We start from the raw sequence: 16,213 nt of genomic DNA, 5'->3' as shown, positions 1-16,213 counted from the left end.
CTGCTTTGTGGGTGAAAGCCGCCTGAACGAGCCTAATGATAGGCAAACGCTGACTTATTTGCGGGGCAGGCCCGTATCCACTGTTCCCGGTTTGAGGTTTTGTACCTATAGTCGGTGGATAGAAACTGTGCCTAGCTTGGCTTGGGAGGGCCGAGAGATGATCCGCTCGGAATTGATCCAGAAGATTGCAGACGAAAACCCGCACCTGTATCAGCGTGATGTGGAGCGGATCGTGAATACCGTGTTCGAAGAGGTGACCGACGCAATGGCGCGCGGTGATCGTGTGGAGCTGCGGGGCTTTGGCGCCTTTTCGGTGAAACAGCGGGATGCGCGGGTTGGTCGCAATCCCCGTACCGGCGAAACGGTCCATGTTGAGGAAAAACACGTGCCGTTCTTCAAGACAGGTAAACTCTTGAGGGATCGCCTGAACGGAAAAGCCTGATGCGCTATATTCGCTATGCCTATCTTGGGGTGATTGCTATCGCCCTTATCTCTGTTTCTTTGGCGAATCGGGGGCTGGTTGAACTCAAACTGATGCCCACGGCTTTTGCCGAACTTCTGGGATATAATTTTCAGATCACGTTGCCGCTGTTTGTGGTGGTTCTGGGTGGCATTGCGGTTGGTTTGATCATCGGCTTCATCATCGAATGGCTGCGTGAACACAAACATCGCCGCGAAGCAGATCTGAAGGCTCGCGAGGCGAAGAAGCTCTCGCGCGAGGTCAATCGCCTGAAGAAGCAGAAACACGAGGGCAAGGACGAGGTCCTCGCTATTCTCGACGAAGCGAGCTGACGCCCCATGGACATTCGGGTCAAGATCTGTGGGCTGAAAACGCCGGGCGACATCGCGGCTGCGGCTGAGGCGGGCGCCGCCTATATTGGTTTCAACTTCTTTCCGAAATCCCCCCGGTCTGTGACCCCGCAGGAGGCTGCGGTACTTGCTGTTGAGGCGCCGATGGGCTTGTGCAAGGTCGCGTTGGTGGTCAATCCAGATGACGCCCTGCTGGATGAAATCACCAGTGTTGTACCATTGGACATGATTCAGTTGCACGGGCAGGAAACGCCGGAGCGGGTTGCGCAGGTCAAAGCACGCTACGGCCTGCCGGTGATGAAGGTTCTCGGAGTCTCGAATGCTGAGGATATCCAGGGGATCGAAGCCTACGAATCCGTTGCGGACCAGATTCTCGTCGATGCCAAGGCGCCGAAGGGGGCGGTTCTTCCCGGCGGCAATGGGGTCATCTTTGACTGGGGTCTGCTGGCGCGCAAGAAATACTGGCGGCGACCCTGGATGCTGGCAGGCGGCTTGACGCCTGAGAATGTCGCCGAGGCGATCCGGGTCACCGGCGCGCGCCAGGTCGATGTAGCCTCCGGTGCAGAGAGCACGGTTGGCGTGAAGGATCCGGCCCGCATTCGTGCATTCTGTGAAGCCGCCGGTGCGCCACGCCGCTGAGCGGCACCTTGGCTCCGGCGATCCAACGCCAGCGCCGCGACATTGCGCATCAGCCTTGATAATCCGCTGCACCTCTCTTTACCCGGGGCAGGCTGCGCTATACTCATATCGAGCGCCGCGAAGAAGGAAAGAACCATGGCCGAAGATCTATTCAACAGCTTCATGAACGGTCCCGACGAACAGGGACGGTTTGGTATTTTCGGGGGACGGTTTGTCAGCGAGACCCTGATGCCGCTGATCCTCAGCCTGGAAGAGGAGTATGATCGCGCCAAGGATGATCCAAGTTTCTGGGCGGAGATGGATGACCTTTGGAAGAACTACGTGGGTCGCCCCAGCCCGCTCTATTTCGCCGAGCGGCTGACGGACCATCTCGGCGGTGCCAAGGTTTATCTGAAGCGTGATGAGCTGAACCACACCGGCGCGCATAAGATCAACAATGTTCTGGGGCAGATCCTGCTCGCCCGCCGCATGGGCAAGAACCGGATCATCGCCGAGACGGGCGCCGGGCAGCATGGTGTTGCAACAGCAACGGTCTGCGCCAAGTTCGGCCTGAAATGTGTGGTCTATATGGGCGCTCATGATGTGCAGCGTCAGGCGCCCAATGTCTTCCGTATGCGGCTTCTGGGTGCTGAGGTGATCCCGGTCACCTCGGGGCGTGGAACGCTGAAAGATGCCATGAATGACGCGCTGCGCGACTGGGTTACCAACGTCCACGACACCTTTTACTGCATCGGGACGGTGGCTGGCCCACACCCCTATCCGGCGATGGTGCGCGACTTCCAGGCCGTGATCGGCAAAGAGGTCCGCTGGCAGCTCGCGGAGCAGGAGGGGGACGGTCGCCTGCCTGACACTGTGATTGCGGCCATCGGTGGCGGATCGAACGCCATGGGCCTGTTCTACCCCTTCCTTGATGACAAATCGGTCAACATCATCGGGGTCGAGGCCGGCGGCAAGGGGGTTGACGAGAAGATGCAGCATTGCGCATCTCTAACTGGCGGTCGCCCGGGGGTGCTTCACGGCAACCGAACCTACCTGTTGCAGGACGACGACGGGCAGATCCTTGAGGGCTTTTCGATCTCTGCCGGACTGGACTACCCGGGGATCGGGCCGGAACACGCCTGGCTGAATGATATCGGCCGCGCCAACTACGTCTCCATCACCGATAAGGAGGCGCTGGAAGCGTTTCAGCTGTCCTGTGCGCTGGAGGGGATCATCCCGGCGCTTGAGCCAAGCCATGCACTGGCGCATGTGATGAAGATCGCACCGGATCTGCCAAAGGACCATATCATCGTGATGAATATGTGTGGTCGTGGCGACAAGGATATCTTTACCGTCGCCCGTCACCTCGGCTTTGACATGTCTGACACCGAAGGCCGCGACAGCGACTGAACCTGCCACAATGCGCGAATAATCAAAAAAGGCGCCTCGCATCGCGGGCGCCTTTATTCGTGGCTCTAGGCTCGCAGGCGGTCCGCTGCGCCTAAGAGGTTTCCCCTGATGTAGCATGGTTTTTCAGCACGCTGAGCGGAACGATCTCCAAAGCACGCTTATGTGTCGCCGCAAGGTTGACCTGTGGTGCGCAACCTTCGTCAGCCGCCTGAAGGAAACGCGCGGCACAAAGGCACCAGCTGTCCCCGGCCTTCAGCCCGGCAAAGCCGAATTCGGGGCGCGGTGTGGAGAGGTCATTGCCGACGTATTTGGAATAGGCCAGAAACTCATCCGTCATCACCGCGCAGACCGTATGGCTGCCCTGATCCTGCGCGCAGGTGTTGCAATGGCCGTCACGAAAGAACCCGGTCATCGGAGCGGTGGAACAGGAGGCCAGGGCTCTCCCGAATACGTTTATGCTGTCGTCTTGGTCCATGGTCGGATCCTACAGAGATTTGGCAAGGGCCCGCAGTATTCTGACGTTTTCATCAGCGACACCGGGATCACGGAACCGCCGATCAGCGCTGGTTACCACAATCACCACCTCGCGGGCCTGATTGATATAGATATACTGCCCGTAGACCCCTCTGGCCAGAAATTCGCCCGGTACGGCATTCTTGGGGATCCACCATTGAAACCCATACCCGATACGACCGGCCTTTGTCGGCGCCGATGGCCGGGTGGAGGCGGTGATCCAGGCCTGCGGAACCACCTGCATGCCGTTGTAGCGGCCGTTCTGGGCAATCATCTGACCAAAGCGTGCATAGTCGCGCGTGGTCTGGTTGATCCCTCCCAGCACAAAGGCAACGCCCTCGCCATCCGTCAGATAATAGCCCGCCTGTTCCAGGCCGAGATGCCTCAGTATTTTCTCTGACAGGAGGTCCGGGACGGTGCGGCCCGTTGCCCCGCGGATGACCATTCCCAGCACATGGGTGTCGATGGAGACATACTGCCAGGCCTCGCCCGGGGCTCCGATTGTTTCGGTCAGGCCAGCGGCGAACTCATCCAGCGTGCCGCCAAGCGCCAGCGTGCGCCCCATACGGTTGATGTCGGAGTTATAGTCCAGATAATCCTCGTTGAACTTAACTCCGCTGGCCATATTCAACACATTGCGGATGCTGGCCCGCTCATAGGCACTGCCCTTCAGCTCGGGCGCATACTCGATGACAAGATCATCGAGCGAGCGGATCTTATCCTCCTGCAACAGAATGCCCAGCAGCGCCGAGAGGTAGCTCTTGGCCATCGACCAGGAAATCCGCAGATCACCCGGCTTGGTCCCCTGATAATAGCTTTCGTGACGAAGCTGACCGCCCTTCAGTACCAAGAGAGACGTAACCGTCCGCTCATTGATCCAGTCTTGGGCGCCGGCTGGCAGTGTCATTTCGACGCCGCGCGGCAGGGGGCTGACCGCAGTGTCGCCACGATCAAGGGGGACCGTCAGGAATGCGGCCTCCATATTTGAGAAATTAGAAACAATACGATCTGCATCAAACAGCCTGTTCACGGCCATCAGACGGCTCAGCGACTCTCGCTGCCAATAGGCAAGGGCGGCCGCGCAGATCAGTAAGGTTATGAGAAAATAGGAAAATAGCTTTAAATATCGACGCATAAAAATCCTCCTCGGGCGCGGCTGAGCCTAGCCAGCCGGAGCCTGCCCGCGCAAACAGGACGCAACGGAAACTTTAATTACTTGAACTTGTTCAGCAGCCGCTCCATGGCGGATGGCTGGGGTTGATTGCCGGTGTCAGTTCTATCGGCTTGTGAAGGCTGGGAGGGCTGCGACTTGGCCGTGTCTCCGGATTTTGCCGCTTTTTCCGAAGGTACGGCAGCTTTCTGTCCCTTTGGCGCCGACCCGGCGCTCGAGCTGCGCGGTGGAGCCACGCGCAGGGCAACGGCATTCATGAATTTTCCGCCATCTCCCGCCGCCAAATGGGCGGCGCCGTCGGAGATACCGCGCATTAGATCATCGAGCCAGACCTCATCTGCCTTCGCGAAATCGCGTAGCACATATCCTGCGACGGCGTCCTTGTGACCCGGGTGACCGATACCGAGCCGCACGCGACCGTAATCTGCACCGATATGAGAATGGATCGAGCGCAGCCCATTATGGCCTGCATGGCCGCCACCCTGTTTCACCCGCGCCTTCCCCTGTGCAAGGTCCAGCTCATCGTGCAGGACAATCACATCGGCGGGGGCGAGTTTATAGAACCGCATAGCTTCACCGACGGACTGACCGGACAGGTTCATAAAGGTCTGCGGTTTCAGCAGCAGGACCTTGGTTTCGCCAAGCATACCTTCACTGATCTGGGCCTGGAACTTTGATTTCCAGGGCGAAAACCCGTGGTCGCTCGCAATCTGATCCAGCGCCATAAAGCCGATATTGTGCCGGTTGCCTGCATATTTCGCGCCGGGGTTTCCGAGGCCAACAAAAAGTTTCATGGACAATTCTACGATGTGTTTGGTGTGGGGCTCTATCTCATCAGGCTACATGGCGCGTTTGCGAACAAAAATCCAGCCCCTGACGCGATTCGACATCCGTTTGAAAGGTGGCGACCTGCCAAGACTGCCGCCCATATCTACAAAAAAAAGCGAGGCCAAAGATGGCCTCGCTTCGTCGTTCCGGACCTTTCGGTCGGAGCTTATTCTTCTGCGGCCACTTCGGCTTCGTCTTCAGACGCTTCGTTGTCAGCGGACTTCAGGCCCGACGGAGCGGAGATGTTGGCTACAACGAAATCGCGGTCGATGGTCGGCTTTGCGCCTTCCGGCAGTTTGATTGAGGAGATGGTGACGGTATCGCCAACATTCAGACCGTCAAGATCAACAACCAGCTTCTCGGGGATGTCGCCAGCGGTCACAACCAGCTCAACCTCGGGACGGACGGCGGTCAGAACGCCGCCACGCTTAATGCCGGGGGCTTTGTCTTCGTTGATGAACTCTACGGGAACGAAGAGATTCACCTTCGAGGTGCGACGCAGACGCATCAGGTCGAAGTGTGTCGGCAGGTCCTTGACAACGTCACGCTGAACGTCGCGGCAGATCACGCGCACGTCTTCCTGGCCTTCCACTTTCAGGTTCCACAGGGTGGACTTGAAGCGGCCGGCTTTCAGTTTTTTCAGCAGTTCGTTGAAGGGGATCTGGATCGACATCGGTTCGGCATCGCCACCGAAAACAACACCAGGAACCATGCCAGCACGACGTGCTGCACGAGCGGCGCCCTTGCCCGACCCCGTACGTTCTTGGCAAACAAGATCAGGAATCTGACCAGCCATGATAATTCTCCAATTTGATAATGGGGGTGCCTCCAAGGCTGTCACCCCGCGTGAAGCCGTGCGCATAGACCGGATTGGCTGATATTGCAAGTCGCAAACCGGAAATACGGCTGTCGCCGCGCCGTATGTTACTGCCAGCGTCCGCCGAAATCTTCGGGGATCAGCAGGTTGTGACGACCCAGATTGGCGACAGATTTCTCACCGCATAGCGCCATTGTTGTATCCAGCTCCTTGTGCAGCACCTCCAGTGCCCGGGTGACGCCGGCCTGTCCCATAGCGCCGAGCCCGTAAACAAAGGCGCGCCCGATCATGGTTCCCGTCGCGCCAAGGGCAAGTGCCTTCAGGATATCCTGGCCGGAGCGGATGCCGCTGTCCAAATGAACCTCGATCTGATCGCCGACAGCCTCCATGATTGCCGGAAGCATCTGAATGGAGCTCAGTGCGCCATCCAGCTGGCGGCCACCATGATTGGAGACCACGATCGCGTCGGCACCAACTTTTGCTGCCATCCTGGCATCTTCTACATCTAGAATTCCCTTCAGGATGACCTTGCCATCCCAAAGCTCGATCAGCTTGGCAATCTTGCCCCAGTCGAGCGAGGGGTCGAACTGTTCCGCTGTCCAGGCACCCAGTGACGAGACGTCCGAAATCCCGTCCACATGGCCGACGATATTGCCGAAGTTACGCCGCTTGGCGCCCAGCATCTGCAGGCCCCAGGTCCATTTGGTCATCAGGTTGGCGATGGTCTTCGGGGTCAGCTTCGGCGGTGCGGAAAGGCCGTTTTTCAGATCCTTGTGCCGCTGGCCAAGAATTTGGAGGTCCAGCGTGATTACCAGGGCGGAGCATTTGGCGTCCTTTGCACGCCGGATCAGACGACGGACATATTCCTCGTCCTTCATCGTATAAAGCTGAAACCAAAAGGGTTTTGTCGTAGCCTCGGCCACGTCCTCGATCGAGTTGATGGACATTGTCGACAGCGTGAACGGCACGCCGAAAGCCTCGGCGGCGCGGGCTGCTTTTATCTCGCCATCGGCATGTTGCATACCGGTCAGACCAACCGGCGCGAGGGCAACAGGCATCGACACTTCATGCCCGATCATCCGGCTTGCGGTGCTGCGGCCAGCCATATCGACCGCCACCCGTTGGCGCAGTCGAATCTTTTCAAAATCGCTGGTGTTGTCGCGAAAGGTCTGCTCGGTCCAGCTGCCACTTTCTGCATAGTCATAGAACATGCGCGGGACACGCCGTTCATAGATGCGTTTCAGATCGTCGATATTGGTAATGACTGGCACGGTGTCATCCTCGCCCTTGTTTGGTAATAATTTATTACCAATCCATTGGGTGAGATGCAATGCAGGATGCTCGCGCGCGGATGTGAACGGCAAAAAAGCCGCACCCGATGGGATGCGGCCTGATGATTGTTGGCGGCGATCAGCTGATTGTGATCAGGCAGCGTGTGCCCCGTCAGAGAGAGACTTTACGAAACTGAGGACCTCGGCGACGGATTTGCCTGCGCCAATCTGGCCGACAATGGCAGAGCCGACCACCGCGCCATCGGCGACGGAGGCGATAGCCTTTGATTTTTCAGGCGTATTGATGCCAAAGCCGACGATAACAGGCAGATCGGTATTGGCTTTGATCCGCGCCACTTCCGGTCCGACATTGGTCGCTTCGGCTTCGGCTGCACCTGTGATCCCGGTGATCGAGACGTAATAGACGAAACCGGAGGTGTTTTGCAGGACGCGGGGCAGGCGCTTGTCGTCGGTGGTAGGAGTGGCCAGTCGAATGAAATTCAGCCCTGCCTCCTGCGCGGGGAGGCACAATTCGCTGTCTTCTTCCGGCGGCAGGTCAACCACGATCAACCCGTCGATGCCGGCTGCCTTGGCGTCTTTGAGGAACTTATCAACGCCCCGGCTATAGATAGGGTTGTAGTATCCCATCATCACAATGGGTGTGGTGTCGTCTTCGGCGCGGAACGCACGCGCCAGCTCAAGTGTGCGCTCAAGGGTCATACCGGCTTCCAGCGCGCGCTGTCCGGCCAGCTGAATGGTCGGGCCATCGGCCATCGGATCGGTAAAGGGTAGGCCCAGTTCGATCACATCGACGCCCGCCGCGGGCAGCCCCTTTACCAGTTCAAGCGAGGTGTCGAAGTCAGGGTCACCCGCCATGACATAGGCGACAAAGGCCTTTTTGCTGGCAGCTTTCAGTTCGGCGAATTTGGCATCAATGCGGGTCATGATCGGGCCTTTTGAATGTGTCCGCTTCGGTGTGCCGAATGTTGCGGCGGAAATCAATCCCGCTCGCCTTATTGCCACGCTGCTCCTCCGCCAGGCGGGCGCCTGCCTCTAGCCCTTGAAGGGGACGTGCCAGCGTAGCAGCAGCGAATTTACCCCGGGGTTGATATCGGCTGTGGATGCGTTTGATTTATGGGTCAGCGCCAGCGACAGCGATTTGCCATTTGCGAATTCCTTGCCAAGGGCGATTGCGCTGCGAATTTCAAATGTTGAGCCCAGATCGTTGAGCCGGACACTCTCGGCGTAGGCACCGGGCATCACGCTGGTTTCAATGAACCAGCCGCGCTGGAGATGCCACGTGCCGACCGCACCTGCGCCGATGAACAGATCGCCAGTGGTTTGCACATCAAGTGCCGCACCAAAGGCTGCGTCGAAGTTGCCACGCTGCCAGAACGCATCATGCTGGTACTCCACCGAGATCAATGCGCTATCCTCTGCGCCTTCACGGGAAAAGCTTGAATATCCTGCACCAAAGATCCAGTCGGCGGCAGCCGAAGGGAGGGCGCTGGCAAGCGTCAGGGCGCAGGCGAGGGGCGTCGCGATAACGAAGGTGCGTAATGTCATTGTCAATAGTCTCGTTTTGGTCAGCCTAGCTGAAATGAGCCGTTAAATCATAAGAATGTCCACCTTCTGGCGGGGCAAAGGGATCACATTCCGATCAAAGGAACGCGAGTGTCGCCAATTGGTTGCACCTTGTTTTGAAATTTTCCTTGCTCAGAACCTCCGCATCGGGACTGGGTCTTCACGGCTCTTTGCACCAGCCTCGACCGGGGCGCTTGGCGGAGGGGGCGGGAGATGCGCGCTTGCGTCACTTCGAAATGCTGCCTAGAAGCACCTCCCAAGTGGCATCAGGAGGCCGAAATGGGCTTTAAAATGGGAATCGTGGGTCTGCCGAACGTCGGCAAGTCGACCCTGTTCAACGCATTGACGAAAACCGCATCGGCGCAGGCGGCGAACTTTCCGTTTTGCACGATCGAACCGAATGTCGGTGAAGTCGGCGTGCCCGATGCCCGGCTGGACAAGCTGGCGGCCATTGCGGGCTCTAAACAGATCATCCCGACGCGGATGACATTTGTTGATATCGCAGGCCTGGTCAAAGGTGCTTCGCAGGGCGAGGGTCTGGGCAACCAGTTTCTCGCCAACATCCGCGAAACCGATGCCATCGCCCATGTGCTGCGCTGCTTTGAAGATGGCGATGTGACCCATGTTGAAGGGCGCGTTGACCCGGTTGCCGATGCCGAGGTGATCGAGACTGAACTGATGCTGGCCGACCTAGAAAGCATTGAAAAACGCCGCGCCAATCTGGTGCGTAAGCTGAAGGGCAACGACAAGGAAGCTCAGCAGCAGGACCGCCTTCTGGCGGCGGCACAGGCGATGTTGGAAGATGGCAAACCCGCGCGTCTGGTCGAGGTCGACGCAGAGGATGCCAAGGCCTGGAAAATGCTGCAGCTGCTGACAACCAAGCCAGTGCTTTATGTCTGCAACGTCGGCGAGTCGGAATCGGTCGAGGGCAACGAGCATTCGGCCAAAGTGGCGGACATGGCAGCGGCTCAGGGCAACAGCCATGTAATCATCTCCGCCCAGATCGAAGAAGAAATCAGCCAGCTGGAGCCGGAGGAAGCAGAGATGTTCCTCTCCGAAATGGGACTTGCCGAGGCTGGTCTCGACCGGCTGATCCGTGCAGGCTACCAGCTGTTGCACCTGGAGACCTATTTCACCGTCGGCCCCAAGGAAGCACGTGCCTGGACCATCCGGTCCGGTACTGCGGCACCACAGGCGGCGGGCGTCATCCACGGCGATTTCGAGAAAGGTTTCATCCGCGCTGAAACCATCGCCTATGACGATTTCATCGCCCATAACGGCGAACAGGGTGCCAAGGAAGCGGGCAAGATGCGCGCCGAGGGCAAAAGCTACATCGTCAAGGATGGCGATGTGCTGCACTTCCTGTTCAACACCTGATCTTTCTGCTCTCCGCGACAATATTGGTGCCCGTCTTCCAGTGAAGGCGGGCATTTTCTTGATACAGCTGTTGTCTATTCCTGAAAGTGGCAGGCTTGAGTTGCCGCTAACGGAAATGCTAAACCCGCACGATTAATTAGTCGGAAGGATAAAAATGACAAAGCTGATCATCGACACGGATCCCGGTATCGACGATGCCATGGCGATTTTCTATGCGGCCGCGGCCCCGGATATCGAGCTACTCGGGCTGACGACAATCTTTGGCAATGTGACCACCAAAACGGCCACCCGTAACGCGTTGCGTTTGCTGGAAGCTGCGGGTCTGGACCTGCCTGTCGCCCACGGCGCCGAGACCCCGCTGGTGCTGCCGCCCTTTACGCCCTCTGCCCATGTGCATGGCGCCGAAGGGTTTGGCGACATTCCGGCCAAGACGCCGAAAGGGCAAGCTCTGGAGGAGGATGCAGCTGACTTCCTGATCCGCATGGCGCGCGAGCACAAGGGTGAGCTGGTGATCTGTCCGATTGGTCCGCTGACCAATATCGCCCATGCGATTCAGCGCGACGCCGAGTTTGCAAAAAATGTGAAACGGATCGTGATCATGGGTGGCTCGCTGGAAGAGGGCGGCAATATCACCCCCCACGCCGAAGCCAACATCTATCACGACCCCCACGCGGCCGACGTCGTCTTCGGCTCCGGCGCGCAGGTCGAGATGGTCGGTCTGGATGTCACGCATCGCATTCTGTGCACCGCCGAGGATTTCTCCGCCATTGCCGCGCAATCCCCTGAGCTGGGTGGGATGTTGCAAGAAATGTCGGTCTTCTACCTGCATTTCTATGAAACCGTCGGCAAGTTTGACGGCTGCTCGCTTCATGATCCGGCCGCAGTCATTGCCTGCACGCATCCTGAGTTGTTCACGGCGCGCTCGGTTGCAATGGAGGTGTCCTGCGACGGTGAAACGTCAGGCGAAACCCGCCTTGCCACAGACAGCGACCGCAAGCCGATCGACGTCTACATGGCAGTTGACGCCGATGCGGTGAAAACTCTGTTCCTGAAGCGGCTTGCCATCCTGCCCTGAATCGGTGCGCGACGATGGTTTCCTTCGTCCGAACAGCGTCTCACATCGCCCCGCTGCAGCACGCCTGCGGCGGGGCGATTGCTGTTTTTGTCCCCCTGGTCAAGGGCTGCAATTTTTTTGCCGAAAACAGCATTTCGCCCTTGTTCTTGGCTTGGTTGCGCTGATAGACGGGTCAGCGGAGACGTGGCCGAGTGGTCGAAGGCGCTCCCCTGCTAAGGGAGTAGGCCCGGAAGGGTCTCGTGGGTTCGAATCCCATCGTCTCCGCCATCTTCCTCAATATTGTCGTATTCTGTTTCTCTTAATGTTGGGGTGGAATAGGGCGCTCACGATGGATTTCCATCCGGCTGATGAGCCGCACATATTGGGGATCGCTCTGCCCTGAGGGCCGTGAATGTGGTCCTCTTGACCACCTTCGCTTTCGCGTCGGGCGCCGGTATCGCAGGTGCGGGCCGCGCGAAACGGTCTGGATCAGCCTGTGTCTTGGATCGAGCAGCGGGCTGCCACTATCTCGATCAAGGCGCCATGCTCCAAGCGGACAACGTCGGCAATCGCGCCGGAATCCTCTCTGTGTCGGTGAAGCAATCCGCTTACCGGTCGCGCCTCGGCTGTAAGCACATGGCCATGGATGAAAATAGTCGTTCACCGAGGCCTTCGCCAACCGACTTGGCGGCCGGTCGCCCGATATGGTTTTGCGGCGATAAGCAAGCCGAGTAAATTCATTATGGTCACCGCGCCACGCTGAGATCGGCCTCCGCTCTGCCGCCGTCTATCGGGCTCTGTCATCTAGAGGTGCTTCAGGCCTATCAAATGACGCGCGTCAACCGCCTGTATTCCCACACAAGTGTCATATTGCGACCGTGCCGATGATAATGCGGATTCTTTAGCAGGGGCCGGTAGGGGAACCGATGTCGGAAAGCAGGTCAAATACCGGGATGAGCTTTTGAAACGTCGCAGTGCTACGTTCGACGAGATCTGGCTCCGTGACAAAGGCTGTGTCGGTGATGTCGATCCATGCGGCAAACCCCTTGCGTCGCAGTGCAACCTCGTTCGGATGATCCTTATCAAAACCTTTGGGGACCCGTTTCAGGTCCGGCTCACCGATGCGGATACCTGAGACACGCAGTCCGTCCGTCAATGCGATCAACTCGGCCCCTTTAGGACCCGCCATCGCCCTGCGGAAATTGGCGAGTGCTTCGTTGTCGTATTTAAACACGCCACAGCCCAGCGTCAGCTTCTCAGGCGAGAGACCGAAGAACCACATGGGCGGCTGCGCTGTTGTTCTTTCTGGTCTCAAGGCGACGTGGATATGAGCGTTGTAGGGCGTCTTGACCTTGGAGAAGCGGACGTCGCGATGGATACGGAAGATCTTGCTGCTATGCGGTTGACCGGTCAGCGCACCAAGTGCGCTCTCCATGTGAGCTGCAAAGACCTTGGTGGGATCTTTGATGCAGTGTTCATATGTCGTTTTATGTGCCGTGAACCAGTCTTTGGTGTTGTTCGCCTTCAGATCGCGCAGGAATTGCAGCGCATCGGGGCTGTAGCTGTCGAATGTATTCATGATTGTCCCTCAATTTTTGGCGGGCAGGGCTGCTGCATGTGCCAGGCATTGCTGCAGCCAGCGCTTCATTGCGGGGTCCGGGCAATCGGCCTCATCTACCAGGATGAAGCCACCCAGCTTGCGCTTGCCGTGGATGACGACGCGGGCGGTCGGGTCTGCAAGGGCGGCCGCTTCGTTCTCCTTGCCGATACGGAACATAAACCGCCCGACACCATCTTTGTGCCGTCGCGCACCGCAAAGCATATTGCCGTTCAGGAAAAAACACACACCGCCCATCATCCGCTTTTCAGTGATCCCCACATGCGCGGCGAGTGCGCCGCGCATGTGTTGGCTAAGGCCTTCGTCATAAGGCATCAGGCAGCCCCAAATAGTTGCCACAGGATGGCGATGGCGAGCATGAACATCGCCAAGGTTGTCAGCGCGGCACCGACGGCGCGCCCTTTGCTATCCGCCGATGCAAGCAGGCCAAAGTAGTGGATGAGCCGCGCCAGGATGAGCACGGCACCGCAGAGGGCCACCAGCCAAGCTGCGGTTCCGGCGATTTCAGCACCGGCGAGGGCCAGAAGCGCAAGCGGGACATATTCGACAAAGTTGCCATGGGCCCGGATCCGGCGCAGCAGCACATCATCGTCACCATGCAGCAGCAGGATGCCGGTTTTGGCCCGGCGCACCCCGACCGAGATCGCCATCGGGATGCTGAGAAGGACGAAAATCGCCGTTACGGCCAGCGCGATCTGTGGTGTTTGTTCCATCTGAGCGCGTCCTTAGGCCGGGTTCTGGGCATAGGTGATCACTGCAAAGCGGGCGCCCTGCGGATCTGTGAGCGTTGCCATGCGACCGACACCGGGCATATCCATGGGGGCTTGCAGGACGGTTGCGCCTTTGGCCTTTGCGGTGGCCACGCAGCTGTCCACATCGGCAACGGTAAAGAAAATCGTCCAACTTCCGCTCTCCTCGGGCATGGGAGAAAAACCGCCAATCGCCGTTTCGCCCACCGCAATCGCCGAGTAGCTGGACCCGTCCTGCATCGGCATATTGTTGATCGTCCAGCCTAGCACCTCCTGATAAAAGGTTTTGGCCTTCTCCTGATCCGGCCCGGAGTGCCCGATCCAGCCGGCGTTTCCAATTGCTGTCATCTCAAGAATGCTCATATGTCTTCTCCCTGTTTGCCTGCCCGAATGCAGGTCTGACCCAAGGACGCATGACCACTCCCAACCCCTACACGTCGGGCAGTTCTTTTTTGCTGAGCGCGATTTTTCCTTGAACGGCGGCGCGTTCCGGTGCTGTCGGGTTGAGTGAAAGCGCTGCTTCAAACGCCTTGATGGCCGCTGGATGATTGCCGGTGTCCTGCAACAGTCGGCCTCTCATGGCATGAAACCAGCGGTATTGCGACAGATCGTCAGCCAGCGGCTCCATCGCGGCCAACGCGTAGGCAGGGCCTTCAATCCGTGCCTCCGCTGCGATGAGGTTGAGACGCACAACGGGCGAAGGCTGCAGGGCATAGAGCGCGGCGTAATGCGCAGCGATCAGTGACCAATCGGTCTCTTCTGCGGAGGGCGCGCGGGCATGGACCGCAGCAATCGCGGCCTGAATGATGTAAACCCCCCGATGATTGATCCTCTGGGCCTTTTGTAGCAGCGCCGTCGCCTCGGCGATTTGGGAGAGATCCCATCGGCTGCGGTTCTGATCCTCCAACGGGACGAGCTGGCCATCAGCATCCATGCGCGCGTCACGCCGCGAATGTTGAAACAGCAGGAGCGACAGAAGCGCCGCCTGCTCGCCCATGGCCGGGAACAGGTTTGCCAGCAGACGAGCGAGGCGGATTGCCTCTTCGCAGACTGTGAGCTTGATCTGGGTCTCACCACCAGAAGCCGACCAGCCCTCGTTGAACATCAGGTAGACCATCAGCGAGACCTCACCCAGCCGCGCGCCCCGCTCCTGCGGGCTGGGCGTTTCAAAGGCGACGGTACCACTGGCAATTTTCTTCTTCGCGCGGGTGATCCGTTGTTCCATGGCCTTCGGTTTGATCAGGAAGCCGCGTGCAATTTCCGCAACGCTGAGCCCGGCGACGATGCGCAGCGCGATGGCAATCTGATCGCGCCGTTCCAGCTCCGGGTGGCAACAGATGAACAACAGGCGCAGGACGTCATCGCGCAGTTCATCGGGATCAGGGGGTGCCTCTGTCATGGGTTGAAACTCTGCACAGTGCCGCGCAAGGATGGCATGGTGCCGCTGGGACTTGCGCAGCGCGTCGAGCCCCGCGTTGCGGGCGGTGGCCAGCAGCCAGGCCAAAGGATCACGGGGTGCGCCGATGTCCGTCCAGACCTTGAGGGCTTTGAGACAGGCCTCTGCAAAGGCGTCCTCCGCGATATCTATATCGCGGAAGTAGCGGGTCAGCGCGGCCAGCGCCTGCGGACGCTGTCTGGTGATTGTTGCTTCTAGCCAGTCCGACACATGCCTATTCCGACGAAATCGCACCTCCAGCCCAGGCCACGGGCCGCACTTCTAGCCGAACCACCGGGGATGAGATCATCTTGGCATGGGTTAGAGCATCGTCCAGGTTTTCAAAGTCGGCGGCGTAAAATCCCAGGAAACTCTCTTTGGTCTCGGCATAGGGCCCATCCACAATCAACGGAGGTTGATCGACCGCCGGTGCAGGGTCAAGCATCACTGCCGAGGTTGGCGGCATCAGCTTGATCGAGATGAACTCCCCTCGTTTCTTCAGCGCCTCCTGCAACGCGCCATGTCCGGCCAGTACTTCGTCCTGCCGTTCTTTGGGGAGTGTTTCAAAAAGCCCGGCTTCTCCGTAGATTGTAATTGCATAGATCATGGTTTTCTCCAGTGAACTGATCACATGCTGCAAGAACGCGCGGGCCAATGCAAATCCGACAATACCTGCGTGGATTTCTGAAAAAAGATGATTGCTGGTCGCGCGGCTGGATCGCGAACCCTTGTAATCGCCCATGACGCTGCGCTTGCGCGGCGGGTATTCTAGCAGGTCTGCGTCCTATTGGTTCTTTGCAACGCTTGAGCGTGGCATCCCCTCCCAATGCAACAGCGCAATGGAGATGAGGCATGTTGCGGGCGCACACGCATACGAGATTGGGTAATTGCCAAATGCAAAGCTGCTGCAATCTGTGTCCTCGGCTATGGTCTCTCTGAATAGGTTGTGAAGCGATCA

At 58.6% G+C, this 16,213-nt stretch carries 19 protein-coding genes and 1 tRNA gene; 7 read left to right on the top strand and 13 right to left on the bottom strand.

The genetic code is table 11. The annotated features are described in order from the left end of the window. Positions 1-157: 157 nt before the first annotated feature. The 4 genes from ihfB (at position 158) to trpB (ending at position 2,838) form a co-directional block, all read left to right on the top strand. On the top strand, positions 158-442 hold the full coding sequence (gene ihfB / locus VWY60_RS12900; RefSeq protein WP_008560927.1) for an integration host factor subunit beta: 285 nt from the start codon (positions 158-160) through the stop codon (positions 440-442). Next, on the top strand, positions 442-792 hold the full coding sequence (locus VWY60_RS12895; RefSeq protein ID WP_340544448.1) for a LapA family protein: 351 nt from the start codon (positions 442-444) through the stop codon (positions 790-792). The genes ihfB and VWY60_RS12895 overlap by 1 nt, the downstream gene beginning before the upstream one ends. A gap of 6 nt (positions 793-798) precedes the next feature. Continuing rightward, positions 799-1,449, top strand: a complete 651-nt coding sequence (locus tag VWY60_RS12890) for a phosphoribosylanthranilate isomerase (RefSeq protein ID WP_416536528.1) — start codon at positions 799-801, stop codon at positions 1,447-1,449. Positions 1,450-1,584: 135 nt separating this feature from the next. Then, the gene (trpB, locus tag VWY60_RS12885) at positions 1,585-2,838 is read left to right on the top strand and encodes a tryptophan synthase subunit beta (protein ID WP_416540665.1); all 1,254 of its coding nucleotides are present in this window, start codon (positions 1,585-1,587) and stop codon (positions 2,836-2,838) included. 91 nt (positions 2,839-2,929) lie between these two features. On the opposite strand, the gene VWY60_RS12880 is transcribed toward trpB, so the two are convergent. The 7 genes from VWY60_RS12880 to VWY60_RS12850 all read right to left on the bottom strand — a co-directional run bounded on the left by VWY60_RS12880 (position 2,930) and on the right by VWY60_RS12850 (position 9,004). Further along, positions 2,930-3,313, bottom strand: a complete 384-nt coding sequence (locus tag VWY60_RS12880; protein ID WP_416540664.1) for a DUF2237 family protein — start codon at positions 3,311-3,313, stop codon at positions 2,930-2,932. Positions 3,314-3,322: 9 nt separating this feature from the next. After that, positions 3,323-4,486 carry a serine hydrolase domain-containing protein gene (locus VWY60_RS12875; protein ID WP_416536531.1) on the bottom strand — a complete coding sequence of 388 codons (1,164 nt, stop codon included), beginning with the start codon at positions 4,484-4,486 and terminating at the stop codon, positions 3,323-3,325. 77 nt (positions 4,487-4,563) lie between these two features. Continuing rightward, on the bottom strand, positions 4,564-5,316 hold the full coding sequence (gene pth, locus VWY60_RS12870; RefSeq protein ID WP_416540663.1) for an aminoacyl-tRNA hydrolase: 753 nt from the start codon (positions 5,314-5,316) through the stop codon (positions 4,564-4,566). A 200-nt stretch (positions 5,317-5,516) separates the two neighbouring features. Beyond that, positions 5,517-6,146: a 50S ribosomal protein L25/general stress protein Ctc gene (locus VWY60_RS12865; protein ID WP_340544454.1), complete on the bottom strand. Its 630-nt coding sequence runs from the start codon at positions 6,144-6,146 to the stop codon at positions 5,517-5,519. Between the two features lie 128 nt (positions 6,147-6,274). Continuing rightward, positions 6,275-7,438, bottom strand: a complete 1,164-nt coding sequence (locus tag VWY60_RS12860) for an alpha-hydroxy acid oxidase (RefSeq protein ID WP_416540662.1) — start codon at positions 7,436-7,438, stop codon at positions 6,275-6,277. Positions 7,439-7,591: 153 nt separating this feature from the next. Then, the gene (gene trpA / locus VWY60_RS12855) at positions 7,592-8,383 is read right to left on the bottom strand and encodes a tryptophan synthase subunit alpha (protein ID WP_340544456.1); all 792 of its coding nucleotides are present in this window, start codon (positions 8,381-8,383) and stop codon (positions 7,592-7,594) included. A gap of 108 nt (positions 8,384-8,491) precedes the next feature. Continuing rightward, positions 8,492-9,004 carry an acyloxyacyl hydrolase gene (locus VWY60_RS12850; protein ID WP_416540661.1) on the bottom strand — a complete coding sequence of 171 codons (513 nt, stop codon included), beginning with the start codon at positions 9,002-9,004 and terminating at the stop codon, positions 8,492-8,494. A 297-nt stretch (positions 9,005-9,301) separates the two neighbouring features. Here VWY60_RS12850 and ychF point away from each other — a divergent pair, with 297 nt between their 5' ends. The 3 genes from ychF to VWY60_RS12835 all read left to right on the top strand — a co-directional run bounded on the left by ychF (position 9,302) and on the right by VWY60_RS12835 (position 11,741). Then, positions 9,302-10,399, top strand: coding sequence for a redox-regulated ATPase YchF (gene ychF, locus VWY60_RS12845; RefSeq protein ID WP_416537256.1), 1,098 nt, complete (start codon positions 9,302-9,304; stop codon positions 10,397-10,399). A 154-nt stretch (positions 10,400-10,553) separates the two neighbouring features. After that, positions 10,554-11,474 (top strand): nucleoside hydrolase, encoded by a 921-nt coding sequence (locus tag VWY60_RS12840; protein ID WP_340544460.1) that lies wholly within the window; start codon positions 10,554-10,556, stop codon positions 11,472-11,474. A gap of 177 nt (positions 11,475-11,651) precedes the next feature. Further along, positions 11,652-11,741 (top strand) — tRNA-Ser (locus VWY60_RS12835). A gap of 613 nt (positions 11,742-12,354) precedes the next feature. Here the strand turns inward: VWY60_RS12835 and VWY60_RS12830 are convergent. The 6 genes from VWY60_RS12830 to VWY60_RS12805 form a co-directional block, all read right to left on the bottom strand. After that, positions 12,355-13,032: a DUF2461 domain-containing protein gene (locus VWY60_RS12830; RefSeq protein ID WP_416540660.1), complete on the bottom strand. Its 678-nt coding sequence runs from the start codon at positions 13,030-13,032 to the stop codon at positions 12,355-12,357. Between the two features lie 9 nt (positions 13,033-13,041). Next, a complete protein-coding gene (locus tag VWY60_RS12825) occupies positions 13,042-13,386 on the bottom strand; it encodes a TfoX/Sxy family protein (protein WP_416540659.1) in 345 nt (114 codons plus the stop codon). Next, positions 13,386-13,784 (bottom strand): MAPEG family protein, encoded by a 399-nt coding sequence (locus VWY60_RS12820; protein ID WP_340544464.1) that lies wholly within the window; start codon positions 13,782-13,784, stop codon positions 13,386-13,388. Before VWY60_RS12820 ends, VWY60_RS12825 begins: the two co-directional genes overlap by 1 nt. A gap of 12 nt (positions 13,785-13,796) precedes the next feature. Next, the gene (locus VWY60_RS12815) at positions 13,797-14,183 is read right to left on the bottom strand and encodes a VOC family protein (protein ID WP_340544466.1); all 387 of its coding nucleotides are present in this window, start codon (positions 14,181-14,183) and stop codon (positions 13,797-13,799) included. 67 nt (positions 14,184-14,250) lie between these two features. Then, positions 14,251-15,486: an RNA polymerase sigma factor gene (locus VWY60_RS12810; protein WP_416540658.1), complete on the bottom strand. Its 1,236-nt coding sequence runs from the start codon at positions 15,484-15,486 to the stop codon at positions 14,251-14,253. Between the two features lie 4 nt (positions 15,487-15,490). After that, a complete protein-coding gene (locus VWY60_RS12805; RefSeq protein ID WP_416540657.1) occupies positions 15,491-15,997 on the bottom strand; it encodes a YciI family protein in 507 nt (168 codons plus the stop codon). Between the last annotated feature and the right edge of the window lie 216 nt (positions 15,998-16,213).

The organism is Phaeobacter sp. JH20_26 (genome assembly GCF_048056275.1).
GTDB classification, from domain to species: Bacteria; Pseudomonadota; Alphaproteobacteria; order Rhodobacterales; family Rhodobacteraceae; genus Phaeobacter; species Phaeobacter bryozoorum.
This window is presented reverse-complemented; position numbering and strand designations above follow the sequence as displayed.